Source organism: Pseudomonas sp. FFUP_PS_473, from assembly GCF_002858665.1.
Classification (GTDB): Bacteria; Pseudomonadota; Gammaproteobacteria; order Pseudomonadales; family Pseudomonadaceae; genus Aquipseudomonas; species Aquipseudomonas defluvii.
Map to the genome: position 1 here is coordinate 157,666 of NZ_PJQQ01000003.1, position 15,638 is coordinate 173,303.

14 protein-coding genes are annotated in these 15,638 nt (G+C 59.7%); 8 read left to right on the forward strand and 6 right to left on the reverse strand.

Annotated elements, in window-relative coordinates:
• Positions 1–460: 460 nt before the first annotated feature.
• Positions 461–898: a hypothetical protein gene (locus tag CYD26_RS03265; RefSeq protein WP_065758452.1), complete on the reverse strand. Its 438-nt coding sequence runs from the start codon at positions 896–898 to the stop codon at positions 461–463.
• A 110-nt stretch (positions 899–1,008) separates the two neighbouring features.
• Between CYD26_RS03265 and CYD26_RS03270 the strand changes: the two genes are divergently transcribed.
• Positions 1,009–1,452, forward strand: a complete 444-nt coding sequence (locus CYD26_RS03270; protein WP_065758451.1) for a universal stress protein — start codon at positions 1,009–1,011, stop codon at positions 1,450–1,452.
• Positions 1,453–1,494: 42 nt separating this feature from the next.
• On the opposite strand, the gene CYD26_RS03275 is transcribed toward CYD26_RS03270, so the two are convergent.
• On the reverse strand, positions 1,495–3,414 hold the full coding sequence (locus CYD26_RS03275; RefSeq protein ID WP_065758450.1) for an ATP-binding cassette domain-containing protein: 1,920 nt from the start codon (positions 3,412–3,414) through the stop codon (positions 1,495–1,497).
• A gap of 210 nt (positions 3,415–3,624) precedes the next feature.
• Here CYD26_RS03275 and CYD26_RS03280 point away from each other — a divergent pair, with 210 nt between their 5' ends.
• A complete protein-coding gene (locus CYD26_RS03280) occupies positions 3,625–5,553 on the forward strand; it encodes a transglycosylase SLT domain-containing protein (RefSeq protein ID WP_065758449.1) in 1,929 nt (642 codons plus the stop codon).
• A gap of 76 nt (positions 5,554–5,629) precedes the next feature.
• Here the strand turns inward: CYD26_RS03280 and CYD26_RS03285 are convergent, their stop codons facing one another.
• Together CYD26_RS03285 and CYD26_RS03290 are read right to left on the reverse strand one after the other, a co-directional pair.
• Positions 5,630–6,433 carry an MOSC domain-containing protein gene (locus tag CYD26_RS03285; RefSeq protein ID WP_065758448.1) on the reverse strand — a complete coding sequence of 268 codons (804 nt, stop codon included), beginning with the start codon at positions 6,431–6,433 and terminating at the stop codon, positions 5,630–5,632.
• Positions 6,434–6,509: 76 nt separating this feature from the next.
• Positions 6,510–7,445 carry a chemotaxis protein CheV gene (locus tag CYD26_RS03290; protein ID WP_065758447.1) on the reverse strand — a complete coding sequence of 312 codons (936 nt, stop codon included), beginning with the start codon at positions 7,443–7,445 and terminating at the stop codon, positions 6,510–6,512.
• A gap of 379 nt (positions 7,446–7,824) precedes the next feature.
• On the opposite strand from CYD26_RS03290, the gene CYD26_RS03295 reads away from it, so the two are divergent.
• The 5 genes from CYD26_RS03295 (at position 7,825) to CYD26_RS03315 (ending at position 13,492) form a co-directional block, all read left to right on the forward strand.
• The gene (locus tag CYD26_RS03295; protein ID WP_065758446.1) at positions 7,825–8,247 is read left to right on the forward strand and encodes a hypothetical protein; all 423 of its coding nucleotides are present in this window, start codon (positions 7,825–7,827) and stop codon (positions 8,245–8,247) included.
• Positions 8,248–8,749: 502 nt separating this feature from the next.
• On the forward strand, positions 8,750–9,640 hold the full coding sequence (locus tag CYD26_RS03300) for a sensor histidine kinase (protein WP_065758445.1): 891 nt from the start codon (positions 8,750–8,752) through the stop codon (positions 9,638–9,640).
• Entirely contained in the window at positions 9,637–10,296 is a 660-nt protein-coding gene (locus tag CYD26_RS03305; RefSeq protein WP_065758444.1) for a response regulator transcription factor, read from the forward strand. The genes CYD26_RS03300 and CYD26_RS03305 overlap by 4 nt, the downstream gene beginning before the upstream one ends.
• Before the next feature lie 430 nt (positions 10,297–10,726).
• Positions 10,727–12,181: a mannose-1-phosphate guanylyltransferase/mannose-6-phosphate isomerase gene (locus tag CYD26_RS03310; RefSeq protein WP_065758443.1), complete on the forward strand. Its 1,455-nt coding sequence runs from the start codon at positions 10,727–10,729 to the stop codon at positions 12,179–12,181.
• 63 nt (positions 12,182–12,244) lie between these two features.
• Positions 12,245–13,492: a glycosyltransferase family 4 protein gene (locus CYD26_RS03315; protein ID WP_099775401.1), complete on the forward strand. Its 1,248-nt coding sequence runs from the start codon at positions 12,245–12,247 to the stop codon at positions 13,490–13,492.
• On the opposite strand, the gene glp is transcribed toward CYD26_RS03315, so the two are convergent.
• Both glp and moaB read right to left on the reverse strand, forming a co-directional pair.
• Complete coding sequence (glp, locus tag CYD26_RS03320; protein ID WP_178081685.1) at positions 13,481–14,668, reverse strand: gephyrin-like molybdotransferase Glp; 1,188 nt, start codon at positions 14,666–14,668, stop codon at positions 13,481–13,483. The genes CYD26_RS03315 and glp overlap by 12 nt on opposite strands.
• 22 nt (positions 14,669–14,690) lie before the next feature.
• On the reverse strand, positions 14,691–15,230 hold the full coding sequence (gene moaB, locus CYD26_RS03325) for a molybdenum cofactor biosynthesis protein B (protein WP_065758441.1): 540 nt from the start codon (positions 15,228–15,230) through the stop codon (positions 14,691–14,693).
• Between the two features lie 186 nt (positions 15,231–15,416).
• Here moaB and CYD26_RS03330 point away from each other — a divergent pair, with 186 nt between their 5' ends.
• Positions 15,417–15,638 carry a YgdI/YgdR family lipoprotein gene (locus CYD26_RS03330; protein ID WP_065758440.1) on the forward strand — a complete coding sequence of 74 codons (222 nt, stop codon included), beginning with the start codon at positions 15,417–15,419 and terminating at the stop codon, positions 15,636–15,638.

A 15,638-nucleotide genomic window follows, 5' to 3' on the forward strand; every position in this document is an offset into this window, starting at 1 on the left:
AGAAAGGTTCGACAGGCCACAAGCCTGCGTTTATCGGACCCTTGCTCCAGGCACACCCGTCAGCGCGATAGTCGGGATTCTGTAAGCGCGTTCTTGTAATACAAACGCTCAATTCATACGCCCGTTTGATTGGGTGTGCACACATTCTCCGAAATCCTTTCGGTTGTCAAATGCACAAAAGTGTCGTGAAAACGCGACTTTCCGGTCATTTTTCCTGGGCGACAGGAAAACCACGGTCAGGTTGATCGACCATCATTCATATCAACGATAGTCGTCGCAGCCCTGCCGCGATCAGTGGACATTCAGCGTATGAGAGAAAAGAAAAATCAGAATGTGCATGCCTGAGACGACAGCACAGCTACACTCGAACCATCACGAACGATAGCCGGCCTGCCTGGCCTGTAGCCCGATCACGAATGGATCGGGCTTTTTTCTTGAAGGGCTTGAAGGGCTTGAAGGCTCACGCCAGGGTGCGGAGCACTTCGGCAATATCTTGCAATACAGCCGACTCCCCCTTCTCGCCCCAGTACAGCGCGATCATCTGCGGCCCCGCCTCGACCTTGTAGACGCTGTCGGGCAACTTGGTGAACTGCTCCAGTAAGTGAGGATCGGTACAGGGTTCGCGCCACTGATTCTGCCACTGCCCGGCCTCGACCTGCCAATAGCACCAACTGTCCACACGCCCTTTGCGCCGGGCCCGATGGTACTGCGCACACGTGCTGGGAGGCTCCTGCGGCAGCCAGTGCGGCCAGGTTTGCGGCGACAGTTGCATGGCCAGACCCATACGCCGGGCCTCCATGCGCAAGGCCATGCGCCCACTCTGCCGATGGGACGGCAACAGCCATGCCATGGGGCTGAGAATCAGCGCAAGGATTGACACCACCAGCCAGACCGTCATATCTGTTGTTCCTAATTGAGCCTTAAAGACGAACTGATTGATCTCAGTCCAGAACAATCAGCCTGAAACCGACCATACTTTAACCATTGTGATTGCCAGGAGAGCCTCTCATGTCGTACGAACACATACTGGTCGCTGTAGACCTGACCGAAGAGTGCGATCCGGTCATAAAGCGTGCCCGCGAACTCGCCAGCACCGACGAAACCAAAATATCGCTGGTGCATGTCATTGAGCCCATGGCCATGGCCTTTGGCGGCGACGTGCCGATGGACCTGTCGCAACTGCAGCAGCAACAAATCGATCAGGCCAGGGAGCGCATGCATCGCGTCATCAACAAATACCCTGAACTGAGCGAGAACAACGTCCACCTGCCCTATGGCCAACCGCGCCAGGAAATCCATACGTTGGCCAAGGAACAGGGTTGTGACCTGATCGTGGTTGGCAGCCATGGCCGCCATGGCCTGGCCCTGCTACTGGGCTCGACCTCCAATGACGTCCTGCATGGCGCTCCCTGCGATGTGCTTGCCGTACGCCTGATGAAAAAAGCCGAGTAAAACACCAGGCCCGGCGTGCAATCGCATGCCGGGCCCGCCGCCTCAGCTGTCGAGCTCAGCCCAGCGCTCTACCAGCACATCCAGCTCACCCTGCAGGGACTCCAGCTGCGCCAGCACCTTCGAGGTCTCGTCGATCGGGCGCTGATAGAAACCAGCGTCGGCGATTTGTGCCTGAACAGCAGCCATCTTCTGCTCAAGTTCATCGATCTGCCCCGGCAAGGCATCCAGTTCACGCTGCAGTTTGTAGCTGAGCTTCTTCTTCGCCTCTACCGGTTGAGCAGCCGGCGCGGGCTCAGGCTCAGGTGCGCTGACCACCGCACTGTTGAGTTCAGGCTTGCCAGACTTGTTCTCGGTTACACCGAGCAGTTTCGGCGAACCACCTTGGCGGATCCAGTCCTGATAGCCACCGACATACTCACGCACACGGCCCTCACCCTCGAACACCAAGGTGCTGGTGACCACGTTGTCGAGGAACGCCCGGTCGTGGCTGACCATCAATACCGTACCCTTGAAGCCAGACAGCACCTCTTCGAGCAGTTCGAGGGTTTCCACGTCCAGGTCGTTGGTCGGTTCGTCGAGTACCAGCAGGTTGGCCGGCTTGCTGAACAGCTTGGCGAGCAACAGACGCGCACGCTCGCCACCCGACAGGGCCTTTACCGGGGTGCGGGCGCGTTGTGGGCTGAACAGGAAATCACCCAGGTAGCTGAGCACGTGACGGCTCTGACCATCGATATCGATGAAGTCGCGGCCTTCGGCCAGGTTGTCGATAACGGTTTTTTCCAGATCCAGTTGGTGGCGCAACTGGTCGAAATAGGCCACTTCCAGGCGGGTACCGGACGACACCGTACCGCTGATGGGCTGCAAGTCGCCCAGCATCAGCTTGAGCAGGGTGGTCTTGCCGGTACCGTTGGCGCCGAGCAGACCAATACGGTCCTCGCGCTGCAGCACCATTGAAAAGTCATTCACCAGCTTCGGGCCACCGGGGTGAGCAAAGCTGACATTTTCCAGCACCATCACCTGCTTGCCGGATTTCTCGGCGGTATCGAGCTGGATGTTGGCCTTGCCCTGACGCTCGCGACGCTCACTGCGCTCGACGCGCAAGGCCTTCAGTGCACGCACACGGCCTTCGTTACGGGTACGCCGGGCCTTGATGCCCTGGCGAATCCAGACCTCTTCCTGGGCCAGGCGCTTGTCAAACAGCGCATTGGCGGTCTCCTCGGCGGCCAGCATGGCTTCCTTGTGCACCAGGAAGCTGGCGTAGTCGCCGTTCCAGTCGATCAGGCCGCCACGGTCCAGCTCAAGGATGCGGGTCGCCAGGTTCTGCAGGAAGGAACGGTCGTGGGTAATGAACAGGACTGCGCCGCCAAAACCGCTCAAGGCATCTTCAAGCCAGGCAATGGCGCCGATGTCCAGGTGGTTGGTGGGCTCGTCGAGCAGCAACAGGTCGGGTTCGGACACCAGCGCCTGCGCCAGGAGAACACGACGACGCCAGCCGCCGGAAAGCTCGGCGAGGGTCTTGTCGGCAGGCAACTGCAGGCGGCTCAGAGTGCTGTCGACCAACTGCTGCAGGCGCCAGCCATCACGCGCCTCAAGGTCATGCTGAACATGCATGAGCTTTTCCAGGTCGGCATCATTGGTGATGTTCTGGCTCAGGTGATGGTACTCGGCAAGCAGCGCACCGACACCGTCCAGGCCTTCGGCGACGACGTCGAACACGGTCCGTTGGTCGGCGACCGGAAGCTCTTGCGGCAGTTCGCCGATCTTCAACCCTGGCGAGCGCCAGATTTCACCTTCGTCGGGTTTCTGATCACCCTTGACCAGGCGCATCATGCTCGACTTGCCAGTACCGTTGCGGCCGATGATGCAGACCCGCTCGCCACGGGCGATTTGCCAGGACACTTTGTCCAGCAACGGCATCGCGCCGAAAGCCAGGGACACATCGCTGAATTTGAGCAGGGTCATGATCTTCTCCAAAAACCGGGCGCGCATTCTACCCGGTTTGCGACACACTCACATCAAGGAAGCACCTTCTATGCGCCAAGCCCTTCATTACAACTCGATACAAGCACAGTGCTTTGATCAGCCCCCGGCAACCGGCTAAGCTTAACCACGTAATACCCATCAGTGCTGGCGACGCCGACACTTGTTCTGGTCAAACTGTTCGGAAGTATCATGCGCCGTCGCCTGTACACCCTCGTTTCATGCATTGTTCTCTCTGCCTCTGCGGTCAGCGCCGCACAGGCGGCCGATATCACGCTGCAGCGCCAGTATTACGATGAAGCCAAGCGCGCCCTGGCCAAGGGCGACAGCGGCCCGTATCGGCGTTACGCCCAGGCGCTGAGCGATTATCCGCTGGAGCCCTACCTGGCGTATGACGAACTGACCGCTCGTCTGAAGACGGCGAGCAATGCCGAAATCGAGAAGTTCCTTGCCGAACACGGCGACCTGCCGCAAGCCAACTGGATGAAACTTCGCTGGCTGCGTTGGCTTGCCGATCGCGGCGAGTGGGACACCTTCGCCCGTTACTACGACCCCAAGCTCAACTTCACCGAGCTCGACTGCCTCAACGGCCAACACCTACTGATTCAGGGCAAGCGCGCCGAAGGCTATGCCAGCGCCGAGAAACTCTGGCTGGTCGGCAAGTCACAACCCACCGCCTGCGATGCCCTGTTCGACCGCTGGGCCGCCGAAGGCCAGTTGACCGAGGAAAAACGCTGGCAGCGCCTCAAGCTGGCCGCCCAGGCGCGCAATTACGCCCTGGCGAACAACCTGGTCAAGACCTTGAACAGCCTCGGCCCGCAAGGCCGGCTGCTGATCGACGTCGCGCAGAAGCCTGAACTGCTGAATCAGCCTGGCCGCTTTGCCCCAGCCAACGAGGCAATGGCCGACGTGGTCAGCCTCGGCCTGCGGCGCCTGGCTCGCCAGGACCCGGAGCGGGCCATGGCCCTGCTCGACGACTACGCCAACCGCATGCACTTCTCGCGCGACGAGAAGGTTGCGATTGCCAACGAAATCGGCCTGACCCTGGCGCGCCGCTATGACCCGCGCGCGCTCGAGCTGATGACCCGTTATGACCCGGAGTTGCGCGACAACACGGTCACCGAGTGGCGCCTTCGCCTGCTGCTGCGCCTGGGCCGCTGGGAGGATGCCCATGAGCTGACCAAACGCCTGCCACAAGACCTGGCCAGCAGCAGCCGCTGGCGCTACTGGCAGGTTCGCAGCCTGGAATTGGCGCAGCCGAAGAACCCACAAGTCCCGCTGCTGTACAAGAACGTCGCCCGTGAGCGCGATTACTACGGGTTCCTTGCTGCCGACCGCGCACAAACGCCTTATCAGCTCAACAACAAGCCGTTAATGCTGAGCCAACAGGTCATCAACAAGGTTCGCAATACCCCAGGCATACGCCGCGCACTGGAGTTCCATGCCCGCGGACAAATCGTTGACGGGCGCCGCGAGTGGTATCACGTCAGCCGCCACTTCAACCGCGACGAGATGGTTGCCCAAGCCAAACTGGCTTATGACATGCGCTGGTACTTCCCGGCCATTCGTACCATCAGCCAGGCGCAGTACTGGGATGACCTGGATATCCGCTTCCCCATGGCCCACCGCGACACCCTGGTACGTGAAGCGCAAGCCCGCGGACTGCATTCGAGCTGGGTATTTGCCATTACCCGCCAGGAAAGTGCCTTCATGGATGATGCGCGCTCCAGTGTTGGCGCCAGTGGCCTGATGCAACTGATGCCCGCCACCGCCAAAGAGACAGCGCGCAAGTTCAGCATTCCCCTGGCATCCCCAGCGCAGGTATTGAACCCGGAGAAGAATATCCAGCTGGGCGCCGCCTACCTGAGTCAGGTACACGGCCAGTTCAATGGCAACCGGGTACTCGCTTCAGCCGCCTACAACGCAGGCCCGGGCCGTGTCAGACAATGGCTGCGAGGCGCCAATCACCTGAGCTTCGACGTCTGGGTCGAATCGATCCCCTTCGACGAAACGCGCCAGTATGTGCAAAACGTGCTGTCCTACTCGGTGATCTACGGGCAAAAGCTCAACTCACCGCAGCCCATCGTGGACTGGCACGAACGCTATTTTGACGATCAGTAAGCCACACGCCTGCGGCGACATGGAGCCCTGACGGGTTCCATGCCAGCAGGCTACCCAGCCCGAGGGAACAGCAGGGTTACTCCAGCACCGTCACCGGCATCCCCACCTCGAGCACACCGTCGCCGTCGGCCACCAGGTTTTGCCCGAACATCACATCGCCATCCTTCTGCCGATACGTCTTCAACGTAGTCAACGGCTCACGGTCGGCGCTGCGCTCACCCGTCAGTGGATCAATCGTGGTCAGGATGCAGCGGGTGCACGGCTTGAGCACACGAAATGCCTGTGTGCCGATACGAATGCGCTTCCAGCCGTCCTCGGCAAACGGGGCACTCCCCTCAATCACCAGATTGGGCCGAAAACGCTGCATTGCCAGCGGTCGGCCAACGCGCTGTACCAGGTCATCAAGCGAGGCCTGGCCAATCAACAGCAAGGGAAAACCGTCAGCAAAGGCGACACGGTCGCTGTTCTCGCCATACCCGGCAGGCAGGTAGCGGGTTCGCTGTTCAGGCACATGAACCAAGCGTACAGCGGTACCCATGAATACGCTCAACCAGTCCGCCGCCGCATCACCGGCGTCCGGAACGCGCAAGGTATCGCGCCAGACCGTTACACCGCGCAAGGCGTCATCGGGACTCGGTACCGAAACGTGAAGTGCATCCTGGCCAGCCGCGCTCAACACCAAGCCCCCCTCGGCATCATAAAGGGCCGACAACTGACTCATCCGGGGATACGCACGCTGGGTCAGGAAGCGTCCGCTCTCACGCTCCACCAGCATCCAGCGCCGGTCTCCAGTCAGCCCCAACAGCCCACAAGACGACTGCTGCAACGATTCTCCCTGGGCTGACTTGAGTGGGTAACGGTATAACGCGCTCAACTGCATGTGGCCTGCTCCCTGAGATGTCAAAGGCAGCAAGCTTACACCGACAGCCGGGCTGGCGCTGCCCGGCTTGCTCCCGTCAGGCGGTGGCCGTGTCCAACATCAGACGCTCGCGCACCACGTCGACCAGCTTGTCGGGCTGAAACTTGGAGAGGAAGTTGTCACAGCCGACCTTCTTCACCATCGATTCGTTGAAACTGCCGGACAACGAGGTATGCAAGACCACATACAAACCACGCAAACGCGGATCGTTGCGGATTTCCGTGGTCAATCGGTAACCGTCCATCTCTGGCATTTCAGCATCGGTGAACACCATCAACAGCTTCTCGCAGATGTCTTCACCGGCGTCGGCCCAGGCCTTGAGCATGCGCAGCGCCTTCAGCCCGTCACTGGCCACATGCATTTTCACGCCAAGTTGAGACAGTGTGTCGCGCAGTTGGGCGAGCGCCACCGTAGAGTCATCCACCAGCAACACCTCACGACCAAAAGCACGCGCCAGCAAGGGATCCTCGAGCTTGTCGCGGGATACCTTGGCACTGTACGGAACGATTTCCGCCAACACCTTCTCAACGTCGATGACTTCGACCAGTTGATCGTCAACCTTGCTGATGGCCGTCAGGTAATGCTGCCGGCCCGCACTGCTGGGCGGCGGCATGATAGCCTCCCAGTTCATGTTCACGATCCGGTCGACACCGCCGACCAGGAAGGCCTGTACGGAACGGTTGTACTCGGTGACGATAATGGTGCTGTTCGGCCCGGGCTGCAGCGGGCGCATGCCGATCGCCTGAGAAAGATCGATCACCGGCAGTGTCTGCCCACGCAAGTTGACGACACCACAGACAAAGGGATGGCGCTGAGGCATCAGCGTCAACTTCGGCAGTTGAAGCACCTCTTGAACCTTGAACACGTTGATGGCGAACAACTGCCGACCTGCCAGACGGAACATGAGGATTTCCAGGCGGTTCTCGCCTACCAGCTGCGTCCGTTGGTCTACCGTGTCGAGAATGCCAGCCATTAGAAGAACCCCTGTTTCGCAAATTAAATGCATTAACCGTATATCGGCCGTTTTTCGCCCAGCTTGACCCCTCAAATAAAATGCTGGGCACCCCATTGATGTCACTTTAGCATCATGCTTTACTGCGCTCATCCTCTTCATGCCCTTCCACGGGCACCTCAGACAGCATCAGGGAAACCCCTAGCAGCAATCGGGTGAGACCTGATGTTCGCAATATCCATTAGCCATTAATGTGACGCCATTCTCATTGCATGAATGGAGTCAGGCTTTTGTTTGCTATCGCTCGGTTGTGGCCAGCTTCTGCTCCGGCACTGCAAAACGTCCGCTGCCAGGCAGATTATCGGCACTTCGCCAACCTGCGCCCTGCGGGAGCCGCATAATGCAAGACGACTCACCCAACACGAGCGCGCTACAAGACTTTCTGATTGATGCCGAGGTTCTGCTGACCAAGACCCAGGAATGCCTGACGCATCTGGAACTGATCGGCAACGATCCGGATGCCATCGACTGCATGGTCGACACACTGGGCTCCCTCGCTAATCGCGCACAGGCCCACGACCAATCCGAGATTGCCGAATTCTGCCTTCAACTACGACTTCTGCTTGAGCCAGAGCGATACCGCAATCGTTTGCACGGTGAGGCGCTAACCGTGCTTTCGGACTGCCTGACACTGCTTTCCTGGCAACTGGAGTTGATTGATCCGCAAACCGGCATTCTCAGCCTGGATAACCAGGAGCAACTCGAGCTGATCGGCAACCTGACCAACACCCTGGACCCGCAAGAGGCGAGCCGCGCAGAATGAGCCGAGTCGCCCCATGCCAGCCGCTGTTTTCCAAGGCCAACTAGCCTGAATTAAAGTCAAACTAAGCCCGCAATAGAGCCGTTACCTGAACGGTACAAGAAACACACTAAGCCATAACTTTGAGCGCGTTCGACTAGTTCCAGGTAAAGCGCTTAAACCCCACCCGACCTTGATGTAAGGGAAGGTATCTTTCCTGCATCAGTGATAGCGAAGTGCTACAATCCCTCAAAAGCGGAACGACCGTACCACCCAGTAAAATCTGACCATTCAGACACCTTCGGTACCCGCGACCAAATGTATGTGAAGTGCTAATATGCATCACTGCGGTCGACACACAGCATCGCAGTGCTTAATTCATGGCATTGCCTGTTGGTTGAAAGCGTGGCCACCATGCCAATGTAAAACCAACAATCAACAAGTTGTTTAAGGCAATACGACCAATACCTCTTGTTCGACCTTTGACAGGCTTTCAACAGCGATATATTCAGTGGCTTCATTCCCTATGCTCCTACGCCTCATGACGTTCAAGCGCTGGTCACCCGGAGCCGCCCTATTACGCTGGTTGACCGCTGGGCTTTGCCTGAGCTCGATTGCCGCAAACCTGTACCTGTACCTGCATTCGATGCCCATGCCGGGCAGTTTGCTGGCACTGCAGGCCTTGGCCATGCTGTGCATTGCATGGCAATTGCTGCGAAGCGCGCGCTCAATCGCCTTGCGCCCGCAGGAACTTGCCGAGCGCATGCTGAAAGTGCAGGAAAGTGAGCGCCAACACCTGAGCCGCGAGTTGCACGACGATATCGGCCAGTTGCTGACCGCCGCCAAACTTCAAGCCGACTGGCTCTATCGTCGCCTGCCGGCGGAGTTGCAGGAACACTGCACAACCCTGCGCAAGACACTGGACGATACATTGGCCAATGTCCGCGATGTCTCAGCGATCCTCAATCCTCGGCAACTGACCAGCCTTGGCCTGGAAGCAAGCCTGCGCGCGCACCTGCTGCGCACGCTGGAGAACACCGATGTGCTGTGGAGCCTCGATTGCAGACAACGCATGGACGGCATCCCGCAGGAAACCGCAATCGCCGCCTTTCGGATTACCCAAGAGGCCGTCACAAACATTTTGCGACACGCACGCGCCAGCAATCTGGTCGTCTGCATTCAACGCCTTCCTGAAGGCCTGTCACTCTCGATCACCGATGACGGCCAAGGTTTCCTGGCCACAGACAACCCTGCCGAGGGCGGCCAGCGCGGCTTGGCCGGCATGCTCGAACGCGTGAACCTGCTGGGCGGCAGCCTTTCGGTAGACAGCCAGCCCGGCCACGGCACAAAGATCCAGGCATTGTTCCCATGGGCACCACGAACCCTCGAACGCGCCAATGCAAGTAAGACCCCATGACCTGTAAATTACTGCTAGTAGATGACCATTCACTGATTCGAGCCGGCGTACGCGCACTGGTATCCGACATTCCGGGCTACACCGTGATAGGCGAAGCCAATGATGGCAACCAGTTGCCAGAACTGGTTCGACGACTTGACCCGGATATCATCCTGCTGGATATCTCCATGCGCTCAACCAGCGGCCTTGACGCCCTGGCACAGCTGCGCGCAACCGATAGCCGCTGCAAAGTCTTGATTCTGTCGATGCACACTGACCCGGAGCTGATCATGCGCGCCCTGGAAACCGGCGCCCACGGCTACCTGCTCAAAGACACCACTGCCACCGAGCTTGAACAAGCACTTGCCGCACTGCGTTGCGACGAACGCTACCTGAGCCCGGCCATTGCCCATACGGTCATCAATCAGGCATTGCTCAAAGCCAAGGCGAACAAGCCGGAAGCGGCCGATAATCACAACCTCACGGCACGCCAACTGGAAATTTTGCGGTTGATTGTGCGCGGAAAGTCCACCCGGGAGATTGCAAACGGCCTGGGCCTGAGTATTAAAACCGTAGAAACCCATCGCTCGCAGATCATGAAGCGCCTGCAGATTTACGACGTGGCCGGCCTGGTTCTGTTTGCCGTACGTGAGCAAATCATCAGCCTGGACGACTGAGCACTGAATACGCCTCGGGCAGACGCACTCGCAATGCCCCTCAGCAACACCGTGAGCCGCAGGCTTGCCACCCAAAGCGCCCTGCCATCCCGATTGAACGCTCCCTGCGTACGCCTGACACACCCAGGCGCTAACATGCCCCTCGCGCCAAGGTCTATCGACATTCCAGCTGCAACGTCACGCAGCACCGATATCGACCTCGGCACAGCAAGAGCGGGGTACGATCAGCGGTCGGAAAACACCCGCATTCATGGAAATGCCATTGAAAGCGTGCCGCCTAACGTGCATTATTCGACAAAATATTGGCAATCAAGGACGACGCCGGTGAAAAAAGTCGGTTTATTGACTCATTGTGCAAGCGCCTGCCAGGTACCTGTTCCTTCCTGTCGCGCTGCACGATCGCAGCGCCCTTGCTTCGAGGCTATGTGAGATGAGTGTACTGATTCCCTGCATCATCGCTGGCGGCGCTGGCACAAGGCTCTGGCCGGTTTCCCGCGAAGCCATGCCCAAGCCATTCATGCGCATGCCAGATGGTCAGAGCCTGCTACAGAAGACCTTCATCCGGGCCAGCAACCTGAAGGATGTCGAGCGGGTGCTGACCGTGACCAACCGCGATGTTTTCTTCCGCACCCTGGATGAGTACCGGGCACTGAACCAGGCCCGCGTCGCAATGGACTTCATTCTCGAGCCTTGTGGCCGCAACACCGCGCCCGCCATTGCCGCCGCCGCCCTGCATTGCGCACGCCACTACGGTGAGGACGCGCAGCTGCTGGTACTGCCAGCCGACCATCTGATCAGTGATCTGCAGGCCTTCGAAACCGCCGTTGGACATGCCAGGGAACTGGCCGAACAGCACTGGCTAACCACGTTCGGCCTGGTCCCCAGCCGCCCGGAAACCGGCTTTGGCTATATCGAGAAGGGCCAACCGCTGGGCGCTCACGGCCATCAGGTTGCGCGCTTCGTTGAAAAGCCTGACGCAGCCACCGCACAACGCTACCTGGACGAAGGCCAGCACCTGTGGAACGCCGGCATGTTCTGCATGCGCGTGGATGCCATCCTGCACGAACTGGAGGTGCATGCACCGCAGTTGCTCGCGGCCGTAAGCGCATGCCTGGAACGCAGCCAGAGCAAAACCGGTCACGGTGAGTTGCAACTGGAACTGGATGCTGACAGTTTTGCGCAAGTCCCGGACATCTCCATCGACTACGCAGTGATGGAGCCCTCAAAACGGGTTGCGGTACTTCCCAGCGAACTGGGCTGGAGCGATATCGGATGCTGGCAAGCCGTACGCGAACTGAAGGAAAGCGATCACAACGGCAACCAATGCAACGGCGAGACCGTACTTCACGACGTGAGCAACTGCTACATCGATTCGCCTCGCCGCCTGGTCGGAGGCCTTGGCCTGGACAACCTGATCATCATTGATACGCCCGATGCGTTGCTGATCGCGGACGCGCAGCGCAGTCAGGAGGTCAAGTTGATCGCCCAGGAGCTCAAGCGCCAAGGCCATGACGCCTATCGCCTGCACCGCACCGTGACGCGTCCTTGGGGCACCTACACCGTGCTGGAGGAAGGTCCGCGCTTCAAGATCAAGCGCATCATGGTTCGCCCGGAAGCGTCGCTGTCGCTGCAGATGCACCATCACCGCAGTGAACACTGGATCGTGGTCAGCGGAATGGCGATGGTGACCAACGGCGAAGAAGAATTTTTGCTCGACACCAATGAGTCAACCTTCATCAAACCCGGCTGCACCCATCGCCTGCGCAATCCGGGGGTCATCGATCTGGTGATGATCGAAGTACAAAGTGGCGAATATTTGGGCGAGGACGACATCGTACGCTTTACTGATATTTACGGACGCGCCCCAGAGCCGATCATCGGCTGACTCAGGCAGGCGCGCCTTTCATATCGGCCAGCGTTACCCGCCCGGCGATAGAGGAAAGGCTTCATGCGCGTACTCTGGACACTGCCCAACCTGCCCTGGCCAACCACCAGCGGTGGCAAGACCCGGCAATACAACCTGCTACGCGGTCTGGCCCAACGGGGCCACCGCATCACCTTGTTGGTGCAATCGAAGGTCCCCCTCGGGGACGCGGCACGGCAAGCGCTCGAACCCTGGGTCGAGCGCTTGATCGTACTGCCCAGGCGCCCGCTGCGCAGCCCGCTCAACCTGCTCGCAGCGTTCTATGTCAGCTACCCGATGCGGGCCAGTATCAACGGCCTGGCGCCCCACCTGCGGCATTGCTTCGAGCACTTGCTGCAAGAACACTGGGACGTGATACAGATCGAGCACAGCTACAGTTTTCAACCCTTCGAAAAGGCCCTGCAATCGAGCGGACTGCCGTTCATTGTCAGTGAGCACACCGTCGAATCCATTGCCGGTGCCGCCCGCCAGGACCGACTGCCCTTGTGGCTGCGCCCTTTCAATACATTCGACCGCTGGCGCTACCGGTACTGGGAAACACGGGTACTGCGCCAGGCCAGCGAAGTGATTGCGGTCAGTGAAGACGACGCCGGCCTGATCAGCCGAATGACTGGCCGCACCGCCCGTGTGGTCATCAATGGCGTCGACTGCGAGTACTACCAGTCTGTGAGCCCGGCACTGCACAGCCAACGCCTGTTGTTTGTCGGCAATTTCGAGTACGGCGCCAACCTCAATGCCATTGAGTGGGCCCTCGACGACATCATGCCGAAAGTCTGGCTGAGCAACCCGGCGGTTCGCGTGGCAATCGCGGGCCATGCCCTGCCGGAACAATTGAAATTGCACTGGAATGACCCGCGTATCGAGTGGATCGGCTACCTGCCCGACCTGCGCGACATACAACGTCACTCGGCGATTTTCCTCGCCCCGCTGCGCCATAAAGGTGGCTGCAAGGTCAAGGTGCTGGAAGCCATGGCGGCCGGCCTGCCCGTGGTCACTACCCGCGATGGCGTCGCCGGCCTGACCGTAAACAATGGCGAACACTACCTGGGCTGCGACGACAGCGATGGCCTGGCCTTGATGATTACCCAACTGCTCAACCAACCCTGGCGCATGCGACAACTGTCGGACGCTGCTCGCCAGTTCGTCAGTACAACGCACGACTGGAGCGTTGCAGCGGCACAACTTGAAGCAGTACACGCGCGCCTCAGCGCGCTGTCCAGAACAGGTGGTGCCGATCTGGACAGCGCACTGCTAAGCCGCTCAGCCGAGTAATTCGCTCAACGGAATGAACTGCAGCATGTCGCCTGGCACGAGCGTCTGGCCCTCACGAACCTCGACCAGTCCCTCTGCCCAGGCGGCACTGCGCAGCACGCCAGAACTCTGGTTTTTGTAGATCCGCGCCTGCCCGTGCTCCATTCGCCCACGCAGGTATTCCCGGCGACTGCCGGCCTTGGGCCATTCAAAGCCGGCTGGCACGGCAAACTGCAGAGGCGCGACGTCCTGAACACCCTGGCGGCGCAACAGGTAGGGACGGGTCAACAGGCCGAACGTCACCAGCGTCGACGCAGGGTTACCGGGCAGCCCGACCACCGGCACACCGCGGTAATGCCCGAAGGTCAGCGGCTTGCCTGGCTTGATTCCCAGCTTCCAGAGCCCCAACTCGCCTTCCTCGCGCAAGGCGATACCCAGGTAGTCGGCTTCACCGACCGAAACACCGCCGGTAGAGAGGATCAGGTCGACGTCAGAGAGACGCCCCAGGCATTCGCGGGTCTTCTGCAGGTCATCCTCAAGAATGCCGACGTCGACCACTTCACAACCCAAACGCTGCAACCAGGCCGCCAGCAGCCGTCGATTGCTGTTGTAGATCTGCCCGGGGCCCAACGGCAAGCCAGGCTCAACCAACTCATCACCGGTGGACAGCAACGCTACCCGCACACGCCGAACCACCGTCAGCTCAGCGCAGCCCAATGAGGCTGCCAAGCCCAACTCGATAGGCCCCAGGCGTGTGCCGGCAGCCAGCACCTGCTCACCGGCGCGTGTTTCCTGGCCTTGAGGACGAATGTTCTGACCAACGCGCAACGACTGGGTGAAGCGCACCCGCTGATCGGCCAGAACCTCGGCATTTTCCTGCATTTCCACACAATCGGCGCCCGCCGGCATTGGCGCACCGGTAAAGATACGCGCACAAGTGCCGGGCTCCAGTGGTGCGGGCGCATGACCGGCAAATATCCGTTGGCTCACCACCAGCGGCTCACCCTGCCAATCGGCCAGGCGCAAGGCATAACCGTCCATGGCGCTGTTCGGCCACGGCGGCAGGTCCAGGCTGGCAACCAGTTCACGGGCCAGTACGCGGCCTTCAGCCTCAGCCAGGCAGACCTGTTCATACTCACGAACAGGCGTGCTATCGGCCAACGCCAGCAGGCGTTCAAGGGCCTGCTCGACGGACATCAGCGGCTTCACCGCCGCGGCCTCAGCCACGGCTCTGGCAGGGTTCGGCCTGCTTGAGGTGGGTGACAAAATTGCACGGGCGATGACGGGCATCCAACTGCTCGGCCAGGATGCCGTCCCAGCCGGTACGGCAGGCATTGGTCGAACCCGGCAGGCAACACACCAGCGTGCCATTGGCCAGGCCCGCAAGCGCGCGCGACTGTATGGTGGAGGTGCCGATATCGGCCAAGGAAATGTGCCGGAACAGCTCACCAAAACCATCGACCTGCTTGTCCAGCAAGCACGTCACCGCTTCGGGCGTGCTGTCGCGACCGGTAAACCCTGTACCACCGGTAATCAGCACCACTTGAATCTGCTCATCGGCAATCCAGGTCGCGACCTGAGCCCTGATTTTGTAGAGATCGTCCTTGAGCAATACACGCGCCGCAAGGACGTGCCCGGCCGTCGTCAGGCGTTCGACAAACACCTCACCCGAGGTATCGGTTTCAAGCGTACGGGTATCACTGACGGTCAACACCGCGATGTTAAGCGGCACAAAAGGTACATCAGCCTTGGCTTTCATGGGACCTTGAATCCATTGGTAGGAACACATGCCCGGTGTTATATCACAGGCCACATCAACTCGCGCCCAGCACTACCCTGACCACGATCAGCCCCTGACAGCTATGCTGCAATCAACAAGGAACTTGCTGTAAAGGTATGCATCTCAAGAACCGTACAGCGTCCCATCCATGACTGGAGATACACGATGATCCAACGAACACTCCCTGCGCTCCTCCTCGCACTGGGCCTGGGCACCTTGGCAGGCTGCTCATCGCCAGCCGTGATCACCCTCAACGACGGACGCGAGATCCAGACCATCGACACGCCAACGTATGATGATGAGTCCGGTTTCTACGAATTCGAGCAACTGGACGGCAAGCGCAACCGCGTCAACAAAGACCAGGTCCGCACGGTCCAAGACCTCTGA